Origin of the sequence: Desulfosarcina sp. BuS5 (genome assembly GCF_028752835.1) — a bacterium.
Classification (GTDB): domain Bacteria; phylum Desulfobacterota; class Desulfobacteria; order Desulfobacterales; family BuS5; genus BuS5.
In genome coordinates, this window is record NZ_CP087952.1 from 2,434,812 (window position 1) to 2,452,214 (window position 17,403).

A 17,403-nucleotide genomic window follows, 5' to 3' on the forward strand; every position below is an offset into this window, starting at 1 on the left:
TTTGCTGATGATATTGGGATTTTTTTATAAAGATATATTATGGGAAGAGTTAAAGTCTTTCTTTGCTTTTATCACAGACAGAGATGAAGTTAAGGATTTCATTATATCCTTTGGGGCCATGGCTCCGCTTATATTTATCATAATCCAGGTTTTGCAGGTAATTTTTGCTCCTCTCCCCGGCGAGGCCACAGGTTTTATAGGCGGCTATCTTTTCGGCGCGGCGCAAGGTTTTTTATACTCAAGCGCCGGTCTTGCCGCAGGCTCATGCATTAACTTTTTAATCGGTCGTTTACTGGGAATCCATTGTATAAGACGCCTTATACCTCCCAAAAAAATAAAAAAACTGGGTGCTTTAACAACAAATAATGGTCTTTTTCTAATTTTTCTTCTATTTATTTTTCCAGGTTTTCCAAAAGATTATTTCTGTATATTTCTTGGAATAAGTGAAATACCGTTTAAAATTTTTATAATCATGGCATCAATAGGACGTATGCCCGGAACATTATTGTTAAGCCTGCAGGGAGCCTCTCTTTTTGAAAAAAACTATCTTATCTTTTCTTTAGTTTCCGCTTTGTGCCTTATTTCTATTTTATTTGCATTCCTGTATCGGGGAAAAATGTATCAATGGATAAAAAAGAGAAATGATTGATCAGGACGATTGACGATCTGCCGAATTTATGATAACTTATTATAAAAATTGAGAAAGGTATGAACAATTGGCATTCTGGGGTGTAAGAGAAGAACTTAGTCAGTCAGACCGGTTGAAACGCTCTTATTATGAACTATTGAGAGATGAACTGGATCAGTTCATGTTTCAACATTCCCTTGTCGATTCCTACAATAATTTTATTAAAAAAAAAATTCCTTATCCTTTTGTAGAAAAGCGTGAATTAAAACCGCGGGCCCGCATACCGGATCTTGAATACCAATACCAGAATGCTTTCCTGGTAATTTTTATAGAAGATACGATACCCGATGACCACAAAAAATATATAAGGTTTTTCGACGTAAACAAGACAACCAAACAAAACCTACTACGCTCTAAAGCTTTTCCTCTGAAAAACAAATTCGACAGAAACCAGAAGTACCTTGAATCAGTGCATTTTTATGACTTCCTTGAAACGTTGCTCCCTGTGGATTATGCTCTGATTATTCAAAGGAATCCCGACGCCAAAGCAAGAGACCGATACAGTCTCTCCCATTTTCATGTAAGAATCGACTGGCCGATTGCCGATGCCGCAGAAGACATGGCCAAGAACATGCGCTATATTTCAAAAGATCTTTATGAAAAAGGTGACAAGTATGCGGAAGATATTCAAAAAAAATTTTTTGAATATTATGGCCAGCCTTTTATGGTAGGAGGCAGAAGAACTGCTGCTATTGTTGCCGCCCAATACCTTAAACGTATACCCTGTATCAGCACCATTTACGCCGGCAGCAGCGAGTCGAGAGCTCTTATCAGAATTTCCGAAAGGGGGGTCTCAAAGACGATCCTTATGGAGCTTGATGAGAATGAGGTTGAGCAAATAGCCAGGGATAACAACATGGAGCCGCAAACATTGACCAAGAATTATATTGTTGCCCACAGTGAAGATAGAGGAATTGCCATTTTTCAAGCCACCTATGCCTATACCAGCCAATCCAGGCCCCCTGATGACGGAAAATTGAGGGAAATCAAGCCCGATTTAAACTGGCTTTCAGTGGGCGGGCAGCATCTCTGCCCAAGGCCTGGGGTTTGGGAATATCCACCTATCCCTTTAAATGTTATCTACTCCTGATTTTTTTCATCATAGCAGTTTCGTCACAATCCGGAAACTTTACACATAGGATACAGTCTGCCCATATCTTAAGCGGCAAACTTGATCTGTTTATTATTTTAAAACCAAATTTTTTAAAAAATTCAGGTTGATAGGTAAGTGCAAAGACCTCTTTAATGCAGAAAGATTCCGCCTCGGAAAGAGCAGCCTCCACAAGTCCGGCTCCGATGCCCTTCCCTGTATAATCGGGACGCACAGCCAGGGATCGGATTTCAGCAAGATCTTCCCAGCAAAATTGCAGAGCGCAGCAACCTGTTAAAATATTAGTCTGCCCATCAATATGAACTGAAAAATCCCTTATATGATCGTAAAGTTCACTTAAAGGCCTGGGGAGCAGTTCCCCCTTGCTGCCATATACCATTAAAAGTTTATGAATCAATTTAATATCTTTGATAGTTGTTTTTCTGATCATAGGCGTATGCATATCATCATGGCCCGCTAAAACAAAGTAAAAAATTGAGGCGCTGAACGGTTGAATTTTATACTTGAATAGGTTATGCTTTATATATGACAATACGTAAAATATTCGAAAACCGTGAAAAAAGTTTTATGTCTCCGGCAGGCTGCTTGAGCGCTGAATCGAAAGGGAGAACAATTAAAGAGAAGCCATGCCCCATACGCACTCCTTTTCAGGTGGACCGTGACAGGATTGTATATTCCCATGGTTTCAGAAGATTAAAATACAAAACCCAGGTCTTTTTATCCCCCCTTGGTGATTTTTACAGAACCCGCCTGACACATACTCTTGAGGTTGCCCAAATATCAAGAACCATAGCACGCGCCATGTTCATGAATGAAGACCTTGTCGAGGCCATTGCCCTGGGTCATGACCTGGGGCATCCACCCTTTGGTCATAGTGGTGAAAATTGTCTCCAGGAAATTTATTCCCCTGATTTTTCACACAACAAACAGAGCCTGCGTCTTGTAGATCTGCTTGAAAACAACGGAAAAGGACTCAATCTAACCTATGAAGTACGAGATGGAATATTAAAGCACTCCAAAGGCTACGGCAAAGTCATTTCCAGCGATCCGGAGGAAACTGCCAATACTGCTGAGGGGCGGATAGTAAGAATAGGTGATATAATGGCATACCTGAATCACGATCTTGATGATGCCATAAAAAGCGGTGTAATTAAAGAGAGCATGGTCCCTGATTCATGCAAAAAAGTGCTGGGCAACTCCTACTCCGAACGGGCAATGACAATGGTTAAAGATCTTGTTTTTTCAAGCCGGGTTTCAGACGGCAGAATGCACATGCAGGTTAGTGATGACGTATCAGCCGCAATAAAAGAATTGAGGAAGTTTCTTTATGATAAAGTGTATCGTTCCAGCCGTGTACACCGGGAATTCGTTAAATCAAAAAAAATTCTCTCTGAACTCTATGCCTATTTTTTGGAAAATCAGGAGGAACTTTTCAAAAGACTTGAAAGCATGGATTTACGGGTTGCAGATAAAAACAGGCCTGTTGAGAGGGTTGCATGTGATTTGATATCAAGCATGACCGACCGATATGCTTTATATCTTTATGAAAAAATCTTTTTCCCTTCCTCCCTGGTTTGATAGAAAATTTGCCTGTTATGTTTAAAATAGAAAAATTACAATTCAACAAATTTATGCCCTTGCTTGACAGATTAGAAGAAATTTATGCCTACATGGATGAAAAATATAATCAAGCCACTGAATATTATGGTTTTAAATGTACCGACTGCATGGACAACTGCTGCCTTACCCGTTTTTACCATCATACCCTACTTGAATATCTTTACATCCGTAAAGGATTCAGCAAATTAAATACGAATATAAAGCCGGATCTCAAAAAGAAAGCCCTGGATGTTCTAAGATTAACCGGGGAAGCGGATAAAAATAAGAAAACAGCACATGTGATGTGTCCTTTCAATCTTGATGGTTTGTGTCTTATATATCATTTCAGGCCCATGATATGCAGGCTGCACGGAATACCCCATGAACTGAACAGACCAGGCCGGGGTATAACCTGCAGCCCGGGGTGCGATGAATTTGCGAAACTATGCGGCTCAAAAGAATATTTTAAATTTGACAGAACACCATTTTACATAAAAATGGCAGGCCTTGAAAAGGAATTAAAGGAGACTGCCGGAATACACCAAAAAATCAAAATGACCATTGCGGAAATGATCATCAACTGGTAAAAAGCGTATGAAAAGCATTGATATTGAAAAACTGGGCGATTTGTCCGGAAAAAGAATTAAAGATAATGACACTTTTTCATTTCAGTGTCACTCCGGCCTATCCTGCTTTAATCTTTGCTGCAGGAATTTGAATCTTTTTTTATATCCCTATGATGTGATCAGGCTGAAAAACAGCCTGAAGATCTCATCCGACAGGTTTATAGATGAATACGTCGACATCCTGTTAAAACCATCCGATTATTTCCCTGAAGTATTATTGAAGATGAAAGAAGATGCAGATAAAAAATGCCCTTTCCTGGGGGCATCGGGTTGTATGGTATACCCTGACAGGCCGGATACGTGCCGTACATTTCCTGTGGAACAGGGTATTATGCTAGAGCAGGAACAGAAAAAAGCCATACCTGTTTATTTTTTCAGACCACCTGATTTCTGCCTTGGTCGGCACGAAAAAAAAACATGGACGACAAAAACCTGGGCAAAAGACCAGGATGCCATTATATATAACATGATGACAGCAAAATGGGCGGAAATAAAAAGCCTGTTTCAGGCTGATCCCTGGGGAAGGGAGGGAAATAAAGGCCCCAGGGCGAAAATGGCTTTTATGGCGGCATACAATATAGACATATTTCGCGATTTTCTCTTTAACAGCAGTTTTTTAAAAAGATACAAGGTCAACAACAAAATAAAGAAAAAGATCAAAAAAGACGACGTTGAACTGATGAAATTAGGTTTTGAGTGGATAAAATTTTATATATGGGGCATAAAAACAAAATCCTTCACACCACGCCCTCCGGCATAGGTTCAACCTTTTCCCCGCCCAATACATATCCTCCGTCCAACCTTATCAGGGACCCGGTCATAAAAGGAGCATCTTTAAGAATAAAAAGAACGGTTTTAACCACATCTTCGATGGCGCCTGTTTTTTTAAGCAGGGTATGATCGATCAGGGCATCTTTCTGAGCATCTGTAAGGAGTCCCCAGCCCCTTGTCTTTTCTCCGTGCCTGGTTTCAAATATCCCGAGCATGATCTCATTCACCCTCACCTCAGGAGCTCCGATTCGTGCCCAGGTTTCCGTTAAAAGGGATAGACCGCGGTTTGCGGCGGAATAGCCTTCATTGAATATATAACTCGCAGGCCCCGTCCTTCCAACAAGACCCGCGATGGAAGAAAAATTTATAACAACCCCGTTTCCGGAGGCCTTCAGAAATGGCAATGCTGCTTCAAAGACCCAGCGCTTGGCTCTCAGGGTTGTTGCAAGCTCAAGATCCCACTGTTCCTGTATATAGGGTCCGTGAACCACAGGCCATCCGCCCCGCTCAATATTATTAATAAGGATATCAATCCGCCCAAAACGCTCCTTGACCTTATTGATCAAACCATAAATTTGTTCTGTCTCGAGCAGGTTTGTTTTTAATATAAGGTGCTCAATACCGGTTTTTGCAAAATCATGATTTAAATCGTCAAGATTCTCTTCCCAGTCAAAATAGTTTAAGGCTACCTTTACGCCTTCATTTGCAAGGGCTAAAGCGATTCCTTTGCCAATTCCCTTTATGGCCCCAAGCACCAGCGCTACCCTGTTTTTAAATTCCATGATATTTCCCGGTCTCCAAAAAGATTATATTTAATCCATTTAAGACCCAATTCCAACAAAAGGGTATCATCGGTTTTTACAGATTCCAGAGTTTTTGGATTCAAATTCAGATGATCCATAATACCATTTTCAAATATATGTTTTCTGAAGACATCAAGATTATAACAGGCGGTATGAAAAGTCAGTTTCGATTTGATATCGAAGGGACCGGGCATTAAACGATTCTTCATGCTTATGATTTCAAGGAGCATATCATTCATCCGGTTATAAACGGCAATTCCCTGATCTGCGATCCATTGCTCCACGGTCCATGTTTGACCGTTCCGGAAACCTTTGCAATGATCCTCTTTTAAAATCATATAATGCTCGGTCGATATGCCGGTTTCCCTCGATCGCGAAAGACCCCGGGCAAGAGGATACATTCTGCATGAAGAAGGGCGGTCTTTGTAAATACTGCAACCCGCGGCAGTGACAAATGGGCACTTTAAAGCATCATCCGCATCAGCTTTCAGCGAAATAACAGGAAGGCCGGTTTCAGGACCGGAATGTTCAGAAGTATATTTCCCCAAAAATATATCAGACGGCATATGAAAATTATTTTTTATGCGAAGTATATCGTAAGGAGTTAAAAACTGGTTAAGGTCTCTACAGCATTGATTAAAGCATGCGAGGTCGTCATTACATGAGAAATTAAAGGTATCTTTTGTTGTAATAGGTATAAAATCGCTCATAATCATTCCATGGTTTGCAAAAAAAAGTCTCGACAAGTGAGAATTATTTAGGTAACAGGTTCACAGATTCTGTCAACATAAAAAAGTCCATACAATTATTGGAAAAGGCCAATTGTTTATCCAAAAGTACTTGACAAGCATCAACTTAAAGAATAAATTATTTTTTTAATTAAATGGATTGACCCATTTTATATGAATTCTTTTAATTATTTATTTTTATTGTTTTTAAATTAATGGCCGAAAAGGCTGAGAAATATAGTTCAGAGAGTTCAGTAATGAAAGGAGGTGCGAACCCTTAAAATTGTACTATTGAAATTAACTGTAGTTTAACTATAATTTTGGGAAAACAAAATTTAGGAGGTTTAATAAATGCCAAGTTTTGTAATTGCTGAAAAATGCGATGGTTGTAAAGGCGGGGATAAAACAGCTTGTATGTATATTTGTCCCAATGACCTTATGGTCCTTGAACCTAATGCTATGAAGGCCTATAATCAGGAGCCGGATCAGTGCTGGGAATGTTTCTCATGTGTAAAAATTTGTCCTACCCAGGCAATCGAAGTAAGGGGCTATTCCGATTTCGTTCCTCTTGGAAGCAGTGTTATGCCCATGCTGGGCACCGAGGATGTTATGTGGACCTGCAAATTCAGGAACGGTCTTATCAAACGTTTTAAGTTCCCCATTCGCACAACAGATGAAGGCAAGGCCAATGCTTATCTTGATCTTAAGGGAAAAGATCTCGACAGCGAACTCCTCTCCACGGAAGAGGCGGACGAAATGACGCTTAAAACACCTATTGCGACTGTTTAGTTGCCAAATATTTCTAAAAATTAATATTAAAAATATATATTTTTATAAGGAGGATATAATATGGCATTACCTAATAAACCCTTGGGTGAACTTAAAGCCGTAAGAGATCCGGAAGTCGAAGAGCTTGAAGTTGATATTCTTATTGTGGGCGGCGGGATGGCTGCCTGCGGGGCTGCTTTTGAGATAAAAAAATGGGCGCAAGATGACGCAAAGATACTCCTCTGCGACAAGGCTGCCATGGAAAGAAGCGGGGCTGTAGCACAGGGCCTTTCAGCTATTAATACATATATAGGCGAAAATACTCCTGACGATTATGTCCGCATGGTCAGAAACGATCTGATGGGCATTGTTCGTGAAGATCTTATCTTTGATCTTGGCAATCATGTTGATGATTCCGTTCATCTGTTTGAAGAATGGGGTCTTCCGGTATGGAAAAAAACCGATGACGGGAAAAACCTGGACGGTAAAAAAGGTCTAAAACAAGGTTCTCTGAAAAGCGGTGCAACCCCGGTCAGAACCGGTAAATGGCAGATAATGATCAACGGCGAATCCTACAAAAGGATAGTTGCCGAAGCTGCCAAACTGGCCCTTGGCGAAGAGAATATTCTTGAGCGTGTCTTTATCGTTGAGCTGCTCCTGGATGCCAACAAAGAGAACCAGATTGCCGGCGCGGTAGGTTTTTCAGTTCGCGAGAACAAGGTATATATCATCAAATGTAAAACCATGATGGTTGCATGTGGTGGAGCCGTTAATATCTATCAGCCAAGAAGTGTAGGCGAAGGTAAGGGACGTGCATGGTATCCGGTATGGAACGCAGGTTCCACATATACAATGTGCATGAAAGTTGGCGCTGAACTTACAATGATGGAGAACCGATTCACCCCGGCCCGTTTTAAAGATGGTTACGGTCCTGTCGGAGCATGGTTCCTCCTGTTTAAAGCCAAGGCATTAAACGGACTGGGCGAAAATTTTGCCGCCAGTGATGCTGCCAAGGCTGAACTTGAAAACTACGCACCCTATGGAACAGCAGCGATTACACCGACATGTCTGCGAAATCACCTGATGCTTTTTGAAATGAAGGCCGGCCGCGGCCCGATCATCATGGATACAGTATCAGCCCTTGCAGCGCTTGGTGAGACAATGAGCAAAAAAGAGCTCAAGCATCTTGAATCCGAAGCTTGGGAAGACTTCCTGGATATGACATGCGGGCAGGCGAATCTCTGGTGCGCAACCGATACCGAACCTGAGAAAAAGAATTCCGAGGTTATGCCGACCGAACCTTACCTGCTCGGATCACATTCAGGCTGCTGCGGTCTCTGGACCTCAGGGCCGGATCTGGACTGGATACCCGATGCATACAAAATTAAGGCGTCCAACGGCAAGATATACAACCGTATGACTACAGTTGACGGGCTCTTTACAGCAGGCGACGGTGTGGGCGGTTCCGGCCATAAATTCTCATCCGGTTCCCATGCCGAGGGTAGAATAGCTGCCAAGTCAATGGCAAGATATGCCCGTGATAATGCAGACTTCTCACCGGCTTTAAGCCAGTCAAAAGAAGAACTAGTCGACCTTATCTATGGACCTGTGCGTACATATCTTGATAATTGTGAATATACAACAGCCGAAGATATTAACCCAAACTATGTTAAACCTGCCGGAATGGCCCTGCGTCTCATGAAAGCTACCCATGAGTATGGTGCCGGAACAGCAACATTTTATATGACAACTTCCAAATCTCTTGAGATCGTAATGGATCTTCTTGCAACCATGCGCGAAGACTGTAAAAAACTTGCTGCCGGTGACCTGCATGAACTGATGCGATGCTGGGAGATCCTTCATCGGATCTGGACGGTTGAAGCCCACTTGCGGCATATCCAGTACCGCAAAGAAACCAGATATCCCGGTTTCTACTATCAGGCTGACTATCCTGGACAGGATGATGAGAACTGGTTCTGCTTTACCAATTCCAAGTACGATCCAAAAGCAGCTTCCTGGGAAATGATGAAAAAAGATTATATCAAGATTATCCCTGATTAATGGATAACCGACTATACTTGACAGTCGAATAAATTACCTCTAGGCGTATGTGCGTCTGGAGGTTTTTATTAATTATCTAAAAATCTATAGTCAATGATACTAACAACGCTTAATCTTTTTTCTTTAGCGATATCCTATTGATAGATTACTTTGTCCGGGAGTTTAATGGTTTTATTTATCTAAAAATCTATATAAAGCCCTTAAACATTTGGATAAAATTAACGGATATCGCTTTAAAGAAATTTTTATTTATTTCACAGAACGTTTTAAATCTTATTAATCTGAAGTAATTTCAAAAATTTTATTATATTTTTAAAAAAACTTCAATTAATTAGTATTTGGCGTACGGAGGGATAGCATGGCAAATAATCAAGCGGCCCTGGCCGGCGGGAGTATTTTAGTAGTCGGAGGGGGAATAAGCGGTTTAACTACGACCCTTGAAGCCGCCGAAGTCGGGTATGAGGTCTTTTTGGTGGAAAAAAATCCTTACCTTGGCGGAAGAGTGTCTCAGTTAAAACAGTATTTCCCCAAACTCTGCCCCCCGACATGTGGTCTTGAGATCAATTTTCGAAGAATAAAGGACAATCCCAGAATAAAAGTCTTTACAATGGCCGAAATTGAAAAGGTTGACGGAGCGCCCGGCAGCTACAATGTAGCCATTAAACTGAAACCGAGGTATGTTAATGAAAACTGCACCTGCTGCGGTGAATGTGCTGAAGCATGTCAGACTGAAATTTCAGATGAATTCAATTTCGGCATGAATAAAATCAAAGCAGCTTACCTGCCACATAATATGGCATTTCCTGCAAAATATGTAATCTCACCGCAGATCATAGGCACCGACGACGCCAAGCGCTGTCTTGAAGCCTGTAAATACGATGCCATTGATTTTGACATGAAGGAAAAGGTCATAAATCTTAATGTGGGCGCCGTTGTCTGGGCAACCGGCTGGGAACCTTACGATGCCTCAAAAATCGACAACCTTGGATTCGGCACATATCCGAACATCATAACCAACATGATGCTGGAAAGACTTGCGTCCACTAATGGGCCGACCAATGGCAAAATCCTCAGACCTTCCGACGACAAGGAGCCTGAAAGTATAGCCTTTGTGCAGTGCGCGGGATCACGAGACGAGAATCATCTTCCTTATTGTTCCTATGTCTGCTGTATGGCTTCCCTGAAGCATACCACCTATATCAGGGAACAATATCCGGATGCTAAAATATATATTTTCTATATTGATCTGCGGGCGCCGGGCCAAAGGTACGAAAAATTCTATAAAAAAATTAAAGAAGATAAAAATATCTTTTTTATCAAAGGAAAGGTGGCAGAGGTTTCTGAAAATACCGGTACCGGCGATATAACCGTGGTTGCCGAAAACGCTGTGACCGGAGAAAAGATAAGACAGGACGTCGAAATGGTTGTGCTTGCTACGGGTATGCAGCCGACTGCGGCTGGTGCAAAGCTGCCTGCTGATCTGAAATATAATGAAGACGGTTTCATTATCAATGATTTTGAGCAGGGCGGAATGTTTGCCGCAGGATGCGCCAACAAACCGGCCGACGTGGTTTCGTCTAATCAGAATGCTACCGGAATGGCTCTGAAGGCTATTCAAACCCTGGTGAGGAGGTAGGAATTCATGGATAAAAAATATGGTGTTTATATCTGCACAGGCTGTGGTATCGGGGATGCCCTTGATATGGAAGAATTGTGCGGAGTACCTGAAGAAGAAGGTTTTTCAGTAAAAACGCATCCTTTCCTTTGCGGAAAGGAGGGGCTTGATTTAATAAAAAAAGACATTGCCGATGATGGGGTTAACACTCTTATCATAGCAGGCTGCTCACGGCGTGTAAATTATGATGTTTTTAAATTTGACGGATGTATTGTCGATCGCGTTAATCTCAGGGAACAGGTTGTCTGGTCACATCCCAGATCTGAATTTCCGGCTCTTACAGAAGAGCAGAAAGATGACGAGGAGCACTTTGATTCACTCCAGATGCTGGCCGAGGATTATGTAAAAATGGGTATGGCCAGGGTTGAAAAAATTGATCTTCCGGAACCTTTTCTCCTTGAAAGCATCTCTAAAAAAATTCTTGTCATCGGCGGCGGAATTACCGGTATTTCAGCAGCGCTGGATGCTGCCAAAACCGGCTATGAAGTTACTATTGTTGAAAAGGAATCTTCCCTGGGCGGTTTTGCCGCCAAAGTCCGTAAACAGATCCCGGTGGTAGAACCTTATGACGGGCTGATTCCTCCAATTGTAGATGCAAAAATTAAAGAAGTCGAGGCTGAATCGAATATAACGGTTAAAACCGGCACCATTGTTGCCCGTATAGCCGGTCAACCAGGTGAATTTACGGTTACTTTTAAAAAACCTGGTGAAAAAATCGAGTTTGACGTTCCTTTCCCGCTTCCTGATGATATGAAGGTGGATGAAGACGGCAAGGAGCTGGATGTTGATAAACTCTTCGAAGTATACACTGAGTATAACAAGGGTAAAAATGATATCCTGGCTCTTGATCCTGACGGTGAACTCTTCGGCGCTGTGATTCTGGCTGCCGGCTGGAGGCCTGACGATCTTGAAGGAGTTGATGTTGAACACCTGGGATCCGGAAACCTGAAAGATGTTGTTACCAACAGCCAGTTTGAAGAAATAGCCGCCAAGGGTAAAATTCTCAGACCATCGGACGGCAAAGAAGCAAAATCGGTTGTTTTTATACAGAGCCCGGATAAGGGTGATGATTCCGATTTCCGATATGCAGGATCAGTTACAAGCCTGGTATCTCTAAAACAGGCCAAATATGTACGTGAAGATTATGAAGACGGAAAAGCCTTTATCTTCTATAAGCATATGCGGACCCCCGGTCTTTCTGAAAATTTTTACAAGAGCCTGCAGCAGGATGAAGGTATATTCCTGACAAAGGGCGAGGTTGTAAATGTATCGGACAATGGCGGCAACCTGCTTATTGAAGCTGACGATACCCTTCTGGGATCAAAAATCAAGGTCAAGGCCGATATGGTTGTACTGGCTGCCGGTATGGTCCCGGTTACCAGGGACGATCCGGTAATCAACCTTGCATACAGGCAGGGTCCCGGTTTTCGTGACAACGCGCTTTTTGATGATTATGCCGATTCCAACTTCATCTGTTTTCCATATGAAACACAGAGAACAGGCGTTTATGCGGCCGGATGTATCCGCAGAGGCATGACCATCGAGGAATCTATTGAAGACGCTTCCGGCGCGGCCCTGAAAGCGATTCAATGTCTGGAATCCGTAAATAGAGGTGTGTCGGTTCATCCCAGATCCGGGGATATGACATTTCCTGATTTCTTTTTCCAGAGATGTACCCAGTGCAAACGGTGTACGGAAGAATGTCCTTTCGGGGCCCTGGATGATGATGAAAAAGGGACACCAAAACCTAACCCGACCAGGTGCAGGCGCTGCGGTACATGCATGGGAGCCTGTCCTGAACGTATTATCGGGTTCGCCGATTATAACATCGACAGCATCGGATCGATGGTCAAGGCCATCAGTGTGCCGTCTGAAGATGACTATGACGAGCCGCCCATGAGGATACTCGGTCTGGTATGTGAAAATGATGCCTACCCTGCCCTGGATATTGCCGGCTTAAATCGCCTTACATATTCGGCGGATGTCAGGTTTATCCCGGTGCGCTGCCTTGGTTCCGTCAATGTTATATGGATCAAGGATGCATTCTCGCAAGGCCTGGACGGAGTCTTTTTGCTGGGCTGTAAACATGGTGATGATTATCAGTGCCATTTTGTAAAGGGCAGTGAACTGGCTGACATCAGAATGCAGAAGATCGGTGATGCCTTGGAGAGTCTTGCTCTTGAGGCGGAACGAGTCGCTCAATTCGAAGTTGCAATTGACGACTATGAAAAACTCCCGAAAATGATAAATGATTTCGTTGAAATGATAGAAGGTATCGGACCGAACCCCTTCAAAGGGTTCTAAACGTTAAGTTTTTAATTGAGGGTGGCAAACAAACACCACCCTCAATTTAAATAGTGTCCGAACGAAAACTAGAAAATTTTTTCAAGTTCTTTTTTCAAGTTCTTTTTTCAAGTTCAAGGAAGACAAAAATTGGGAAAATTAGCAGTTTTCGTTCAGGCACTAAATATATGGAGGTGTTAATATGACTGACAGATGCCTGATTCAGCCTGATGTTGATTTTATAAAGCAAGTTGTCGGGCTTGGGGGCGATACTCTGAAAAAGTGCTTTCAATGTGCCACATGTTCCGTGGTATGCCCTATTTCTCCTGATAACAAACCCTTCCCCAGAAAGGAGATGATTGCGGCATCCTGGGGTTTAAAAGACAGGCTGGTCGGTAACGGTGATATATGGCTCTGCCATAATTGCGGTGACTGTTCCACAATGTGTCCTCGGGGTGCAAATCCGGGTGATGTTCTGGGAGCGATACGCTCCTATGCCATTAACGAATACGCACCATCAAAAACCTTGGGAGAAGCAGTTAATAATCCTAAAAAACTGCCGCTGCTGCTTGGCATCCCGGCGCTGTTGTTTGCTCTGCTTGCATGTATAACCATGTTTTGCGGTGGCACCATGGAAACTATTTTTCATGCCGTTGGCCTGGAATGGTACCATGGAGGACATGGCGATACCATTGCCCATGCCAATTTTTTTTCAACCTGGTTTGTTGATCTTGTTTTTGTTCCTTTGACCGCCTGGGTAGTTATTAACTTTACAATCGGCCTTAAGAGATTTATCAAAGATATACATGAAAATGCGCTGCTTGAAGAAAAGACCGATAAAAAAAATATTGATGTCGGAGGGTTTATCCAGGCTTTCCTGAAGATAATACCCACAATAATCAAGCATGACAAGTTTACTGAATGCAGTGAAAATCAGGATCGTGCTACAGCTCATCTGATGGTTCTTTACTCTTTTATCGGTTTGTTTATTGTAACCACTATTTTCTTTGTAGTATTATATGTTTTCCACATACCAGGCCCCTATCAGCAGATTAATCCTGTAAAATGGCTGGCTAACATCAGCGGGCTGGCTCTTGTTATCGGCAGTATCATGATGATAAAAAATCGTCTGGCAAAAAAAGATCAGGTTTCGGTCTACAAGGACTGGTACTTGTTAGGTCTTGTTCTGGGGCTCGGGCTTTCCGGTATGCTGACGGAGATGACCAGGCTGGCCGGATTGGCGGGACTGACATATTTTATATATCTTGTACATCTTGTCTTTGTTTTTAACCTGTTTGCATTTCTGCCTTACTCCAAGCTGGCACATCTGGTTTACAGAACTGTTGCAATGGCTTATGCAGAGTACGGGAACAGGAAATAACTGTAGGGGTTCAAAATTTTGAACCCCTACTTCGCTATTTTAAACCCCTACTTCGCTTGAGGATATAACAAAAAAGGGAAGGTTTAAAAAACCTTCCCCTTTTTTTAGACATTCCTGTAGGGGTTCAAAATTTTGAACCTCTACATTGTTAATTTTGAAACATTGTTAATGGGGTTCAAAATTTTGAACCCCTACAGTTTATTTGCCGCCGGTTGCTGCTGCGTGAGTTTTAATCTCAACCTTTTCTGTGAGGTTGCTATAGTATTCACGAAGAATCTCGAGAACTTCTTCCCGGCCAAAGTGATCCGGAATCGGAGTACCTTCCGACAGACCCTTGCGCAGCATTGTGCCGGAAAGCATAACCCTGTCTTCCTTGGCATGCGGGCAGGTTCTAAGGGAGGCCATTCCGTCGCATTTGTGGCAATAGAATGTCCAGTCTATCTTTAAGGGAGTACACAGAAGCGCTTTGCCTGGTTCAGACGGGGTTGGAATTTTATCAAAAATTGTCTGAGCTTCAAACATACCGTAAAAATCACCTACACCGGCATGGTCACGCCCGATTATCATTTTTGAACAACCATAATTCTGGCGGAAAGTAGCATGCAGGAGGCCTTCCCGGGGACCGGCATAACGCATATCAAGCGGGTAACCACCCTGTAATACATTAGCTTCTACAAAATAATTCTTTACAAGCGCGTCAATACATTTAACACGCACCTCAGCGGGAATATCGCCTGGTTTCAGGTTTCCAACCAGGGAATGAATGTAAACGCCGTCGCATACTTCTACTGCAATCTTGCAAAGGTATTCATGGGATCTGTGCATCGGGTTTCTGAGCTGCAGGGCAGCCACTTCACTCCAGCCCCTATCTTCAAACATTTTCCTGGATTCTGCCGGTCTAACGTAGATTCCTGGATATTTTTCCGGATATTCGCCTTCGCTAAGCACTTTAACAGGGCCAGCCAGGTTTACATCCTTTTGACCCATTACCATCTGAACACCTGGATGATCATCCTGTGCAATTTCCCAGAACTCTTTTGGAGTAGGAGTGCCCTCACCCATATAGACCTTTTCGCATTCATATTTCTTGTCTGCCTCGGTCATTTCATACTTCTCGGTAACTTTCATGGTTGCCATGATTTCACCGGCGCCGGTCACAAGGGCTATCTCGTCGCCGTCATTAATCGCGTCGGCATCCGCCTTGTCCGCAGAAAGGGTAACCGGAATTGGCCAAAATGTGCCATCCGCAGTAAGGAAATCATCGCATACGCCCTTCCAGTCGGCTTTTGTCATAAAACCTGTCAGAGGGCTGAATCCGCCAATACCCATCATGATCAGATCGCCCTCTTCACGTGGTGAAATAGTTATTTTTTTAAGACCTTCAGCTTTTTTCTTTTCAGCTTCAAGCTCTGCGCCCTCAAGAAGGCAGCAGGTCAAGCCTTTTCCGCCATGCGGAGCTACTAGATTTGCCATAAGTATTCAATCTCCTTTTAATTAAAATCGATTAAAAAAAAAATCTTATCAAAAAAACCTGTTACAGGTTAAAATTTTAAAAAAAACTAATAGATTTTTATTAAGTTATTATGCTTTTGTCAAGATTAATCAAGCAAGGCTGCTCTGGGTGTTATTTGATCTTTTACCACCCGCCGGTAATACCATTAGCTGTATTTTGTAAAATTTCTTCAATACCTCCGGGTTGGCGCAAGAAGTTGATAAAAACTTCTGCCGGCTTTGCCATGTATGAATCACCACCAGCCAAATAATCTGCCGCACCAACAGCATAGAGAATAAAAAATCCATAAAGAATACCAAGAATTATCAAATGCCCTGATTTCATCTCTTTGCTGAAATAGTAGACTGCCACTGTAATTACGCTTACGATTAATAACATTATTCTAATGTCTATTATGGTTGGGCCTGCTTCAATAAAATCAATTTTTTGACCTGTAATTACAAGAAAGAGACCGAGAGGAAGCCCCATGCTTATAGTAACATCAAATATATTGGAACCGAATACATTTGATAAGGCATCGTCGTGATTTCCTTTTTTTGCATCCCTGATTGAAATTATAGTATCCGGCACACTACTTACCGCTGCAACGAGAATTAATGCTATGAATAAAGGATTAATTCTCATTGCATCAGCTATCCCCTTACAACTTTCCACCAAACCTGCACAAGCCGCTGCAATAACGACCATTGAAAGCAAAAACAATATCCAGCTCCGGCCTGTGCAGCCTTTCGGTGATTTAAACTGAAACTTTGTGAACCATGAATCTACTGCTTCATGTATATTTTTTTTTACATTTTTATTGTTTTTCATGGAAAGCAGGGTATATGCAAGGTAAATAAAATAAAATGCCGTAAAAGCCCAACCATGCCAATGGGTTATGTAATCACTGGACAATAAAACCAAAAGCAGGACTTCTGCCGCAATAAGGAAGAGACCATCCCTGAGAATCACTTTTTTGCTTATTCTCACACCAGTTAAAGCGGTTGCCAGAACAACCTGAATTACCAGCATGGGAATGACAATGCTATTGAAAATAGCTGACCCTGCATTAGCGCCTATACTTGCAGCTAAATCCCGGCCAAGATTTTCATGTAACGCAAAAACAAGAAAAAATACAGTTGTTAATAACTCAGGCATGGACGAACCAATGGCATTTAAAGTTGCCCCTTTTACGCCTTCACTTAAACTACGGCCGAGATAGTTTGTTGCAGCTTCGAAAACATCGCAGGATCGAGCCATTACAACTGAGCAAAATATCATTAAAATTAAGCCTCCATACCATGTATGAAGAAACAGATGTGCAATTCCCATTTAATATTTTTCCTCGGGGTTCACTTAAAAATTAGCTATTTTGGTGGATTCGTCGCTTACGCTCCTTAATCCACCCTACGATTCA

The 17,403-nt window shown here is 42.3% G+C and carries 15 protein-coding genes; 10 read left to right on the forward strand and 5 right to left on the reverse strand.

Annotation, left to right across the window (positions count from 1 at the left end; translation table 11 throughout):
- Positions 1-13 precede the first annotated feature (13 nt).
- Together BuS5_RS12020 and BuS5_RS12025 are read left to right on the forward strand one after the other, a co-directional pair.
- Positions 14-649: a TVP38/TMEM64 family protein gene (locus BuS5_RS12020; protein WP_198012183.1), complete on the forward strand. Its 636-nt coding sequence runs from the start codon at positions 14-16 to the stop codon at positions 647-649.
- A gap of 67 nt (positions 650-716) precedes the next feature.
- On the forward strand, positions 717-1,778 hold the full coding sequence (locus tag BuS5_RS12025; protein ID WP_027353066.1) for a hypothetical protein: 1,062 nt from the start codon (positions 717-719) through the stop codon (positions 1,776-1,778).
- Here BuS5_RS12025 and BuS5_RS12030 read toward each other — a convergent pair.
- Positions 1,765-2,229 (reverse strand): N-acetyltransferase, encoded by a 465-nt coding sequence (locus BuS5_RS12030; protein WP_027353067.1) that lies wholly within the window; start codon positions 2,227-2,229, stop codon positions 1,765-1,767. The two genes, BuS5_RS12025 and BuS5_RS12030, sit on opposite strands and share 14 nt — an antisense overlap.
- A 95-nt stretch (positions 2,230-2,324) precedes the next feature.
- Between BuS5_RS12030 and BuS5_RS12035 the strand changes: the two genes are divergently transcribed.
- The 3 genes from BuS5_RS12035 to BuS5_RS12045 are packed head-to-tail and all read left to right on the forward strand — an operon-like array spanning position 2,325 to position 4,784.
- Positions 2,325-3,377, forward strand: a complete 1,053-nt coding sequence (locus BuS5_RS12035; protein WP_027353068.1) for a deoxyguanosinetriphosphate triphosphohydrolase — start codon at positions 2,325-2,327, stop codon at positions 3,375-3,377.
- 17 nt (positions 3,378-3,394) lie between these two features.
- Positions 3,395-3,985 carry a hypothetical protein gene (locus BuS5_RS12040; RefSeq protein ID WP_157487317.1) on the forward strand — a complete coding sequence of 197 codons (591 nt, stop codon included), beginning with the start codon at positions 3,395-3,397 and terminating at the stop codon, positions 3,983-3,985.
- Positions 3,986-3,992: 7 nt separating this feature from the next.
- Complete coding sequence (locus BuS5_RS12045; protein WP_027353070.1) at positions 3,993-4,784, forward strand: YkgJ family cysteine cluster protein; 792 nt, start codon at positions 3,993-3,995, stop codon at positions 4,782-4,784.
- On the opposite strand, the gene BuS5_RS12050 is transcribed toward BuS5_RS12045, so the two are convergent.
- On the reverse strand, positions 4,762-5,577 hold the full coding sequence (locus tag BuS5_RS12050) for an SDR family NAD(P)-dependent oxidoreductase (protein ID WP_027353071.1): 816 nt from the start codon (positions 5,575-5,577) through the stop codon (positions 4,762-4,764). The genes BuS5_RS12045 and BuS5_RS12050 overlap by 23 nt on opposite strands.
- Positions 5,556-6,308, reverse strand: coding sequence for a YkgJ family cysteine cluster protein (locus BuS5_RS12055; protein WP_035264408.1), 753 nt, complete (start codon positions 6,306-6,308; stop codon positions 5,556-5,558). Before BuS5_RS12055 ends, BuS5_RS12050 begins: the two co-directional genes overlap by 22 nt.
- A 369-nt stretch (positions 6,309-6,677) precedes the next feature.
- Between BuS5_RS12055 and aprB the strand changes: the two genes are divergently transcribed.
- From aprB to qmoC, 5 genes are all read left to right on the forward strand, one after another.
- Positions 6,678-7,115: an adenylyl-sulfate reductase subunit beta gene (aprB, locus tag BuS5_RS12060; protein WP_027353073.1), complete on the forward strand. Its 438-nt coding sequence runs from the start codon at positions 6,678-6,680 to the stop codon at positions 7,113-7,115.
- Positions 7,116-7,175: 60 nt separating this feature from the next.
- The gene (gene aprA / locus BuS5_RS12065) at positions 7,176-9,155 is read left to right on the forward strand and encodes an adenylyl-sulfate reductase subunit alpha (RefSeq protein ID WP_027353074.1); all 1,980 of its coding nucleotides are present in this window, start codon (positions 7,176-7,178) and stop codon (positions 9,153-9,155) included.
- A 358-nt stretch (positions 9,156-9,513) separates the two neighbouring features.
- Entirely contained in the window at positions 9,514-10,791 is a 1,278-nt protein-coding gene (locus tag BuS5_RS12070) for a CoB--CoM heterodisulfide reductase iron-sulfur subunit A family protein (RefSeq protein WP_027353075.1), read from the forward strand.
- Positions 10,792-10,797: 6 nt separating this feature from the next.
- Positions 10,798-13,134 (forward strand): FAD-dependent oxidoreductase, encoded by a 2,337-nt coding sequence (locus tag BuS5_RS12075; RefSeq protein ID WP_027353076.1) that lies wholly within the window; start codon positions 10,798-10,800, stop codon positions 13,132-13,134.
- 181 nt (positions 13,135-13,315) lie between these two features.
- Entirely contained in the window at positions 13,316-14,494 is a 1,179-nt protein-coding gene (gene qmoC, locus BuS5_RS12080) for a quinone-interacting membrane-bound oxidoreductase complex subunit QmoC (RefSeq protein WP_027353077.1), read from the forward strand.
- A 198-nt stretch (positions 14,495-14,692) separates the two neighbouring features.
- Here qmoC and sat read toward each other — a convergent pair whose 3' ends face one another.
- A complete protein-coding gene (gene sat, locus BuS5_RS12085; RefSeq protein ID WP_027353078.1) occupies positions 14,693-15,967 on the reverse strand; it encodes a sulfate adenylyltransferase in 1,275 nt (424 codons plus the stop codon).
- Between the two features lie 163 nt (positions 15,968-16,130).
- The gene (locus BuS5_RS12090; RefSeq protein ID WP_274427688.1) at positions 16,131-17,267 is read right to left on the reverse strand and encodes a sodium:calcium antiporter; all 1,137 of its coding nucleotides are present in this window, start codon (positions 17,265-17,267) and stop codon (positions 16,131-16,133) included.
- Positions 17,268-17,403: the final 136 nt, after the last annotated feature.

Bases quoted from the DNA above. Each gene is read 5' to 3' on its own strand.
- BuS5_RS12030 (WP_027353067.1), bottom strand. From the start codon at position 2,229: ATGATCAGAAAAACAACTATCAAAGATATTAAATTGATTCATAAACTT.
- BuS5_RS12035 (WP_027353068.1), top strand. From the start codon at position 2,325: ATGACAATACGTAAAATATTCGAAAACCGTGAAAAAAGTTTTATGTCT.
- BuS5_RS12040 (WP_157487317.1), top strand. From the start codon at position 3,395: ATGTTTAAAATAGAAAAATTACAATTCAACAAATTTATGCCCTTGCTT.
- BuS5_RS12045 (WP_027353070.1), top strand. From the start codon at position 3,993: ATGAAAAGCATTGATATTGAAAAACTGGGCGATTTGTCCGGAAAAAGA.
- BuS5_RS12050 (WP_027353071.1), bottom strand. From the start codon at position 5,577: ATGGAATTTAAAAACAGGGTAGCGCTGGTGCTTGGGGCCATAAAGGGA.
- BuS5_RS12055 (WP_035264408.1), bottom strand. From the start codon at position 6,308: ATGAGCGATTTTATACCTATTACAACAAAAGATACCTTTAATTTCTCA.
- aprB (WP_027353073.1), top strand. From the start codon at position 6,678: ATGCCAAGTTTTGTAATTGCTGAAAAATGCGATGGTTGTAAAGGCGGG.
- aprA (WP_027353074.1), top strand. From the start codon at position 7,176: ATGGCATTACCTAATAAACCCTTGGGTGAACTTAAAGCCGTAAGAGAT.
- BuS5_RS12070 (WP_027353075.1), top strand. From the start codon at position 9,514: ATGGCAAATAATCAAGCGGCCCTGGCCGGCGGGAGTATTTTAGTAGTC.
- BuS5_RS12075 (WP_027353076.1), top strand. From the start codon at position 10,798: ATGGATAAAAAATATGGTGTTTATATCTGCACAGGCTGTGGTATCGGG.
- qmoC (WP_027353077.1), top strand. From the start codon at position 13,316: ATGACTGACAGATGCCTGATTCAGCCTGATGTTGATTTTATAAAGCAA.
- sat (WP_027353078.1), bottom strand. From the start codon at position 15,967: ATGGCAAATCTAGTAGCTCCGCATGGCGGAAAAGGCTTGACCTGCTGC.
- BuS5_RS12090 (WP_274427688.1), bottom strand. From the start codon at position 17,267: ATGATATTTTGCTCAGTTGTAATGGCTCGATCCTGCGATGTTTTCGAA.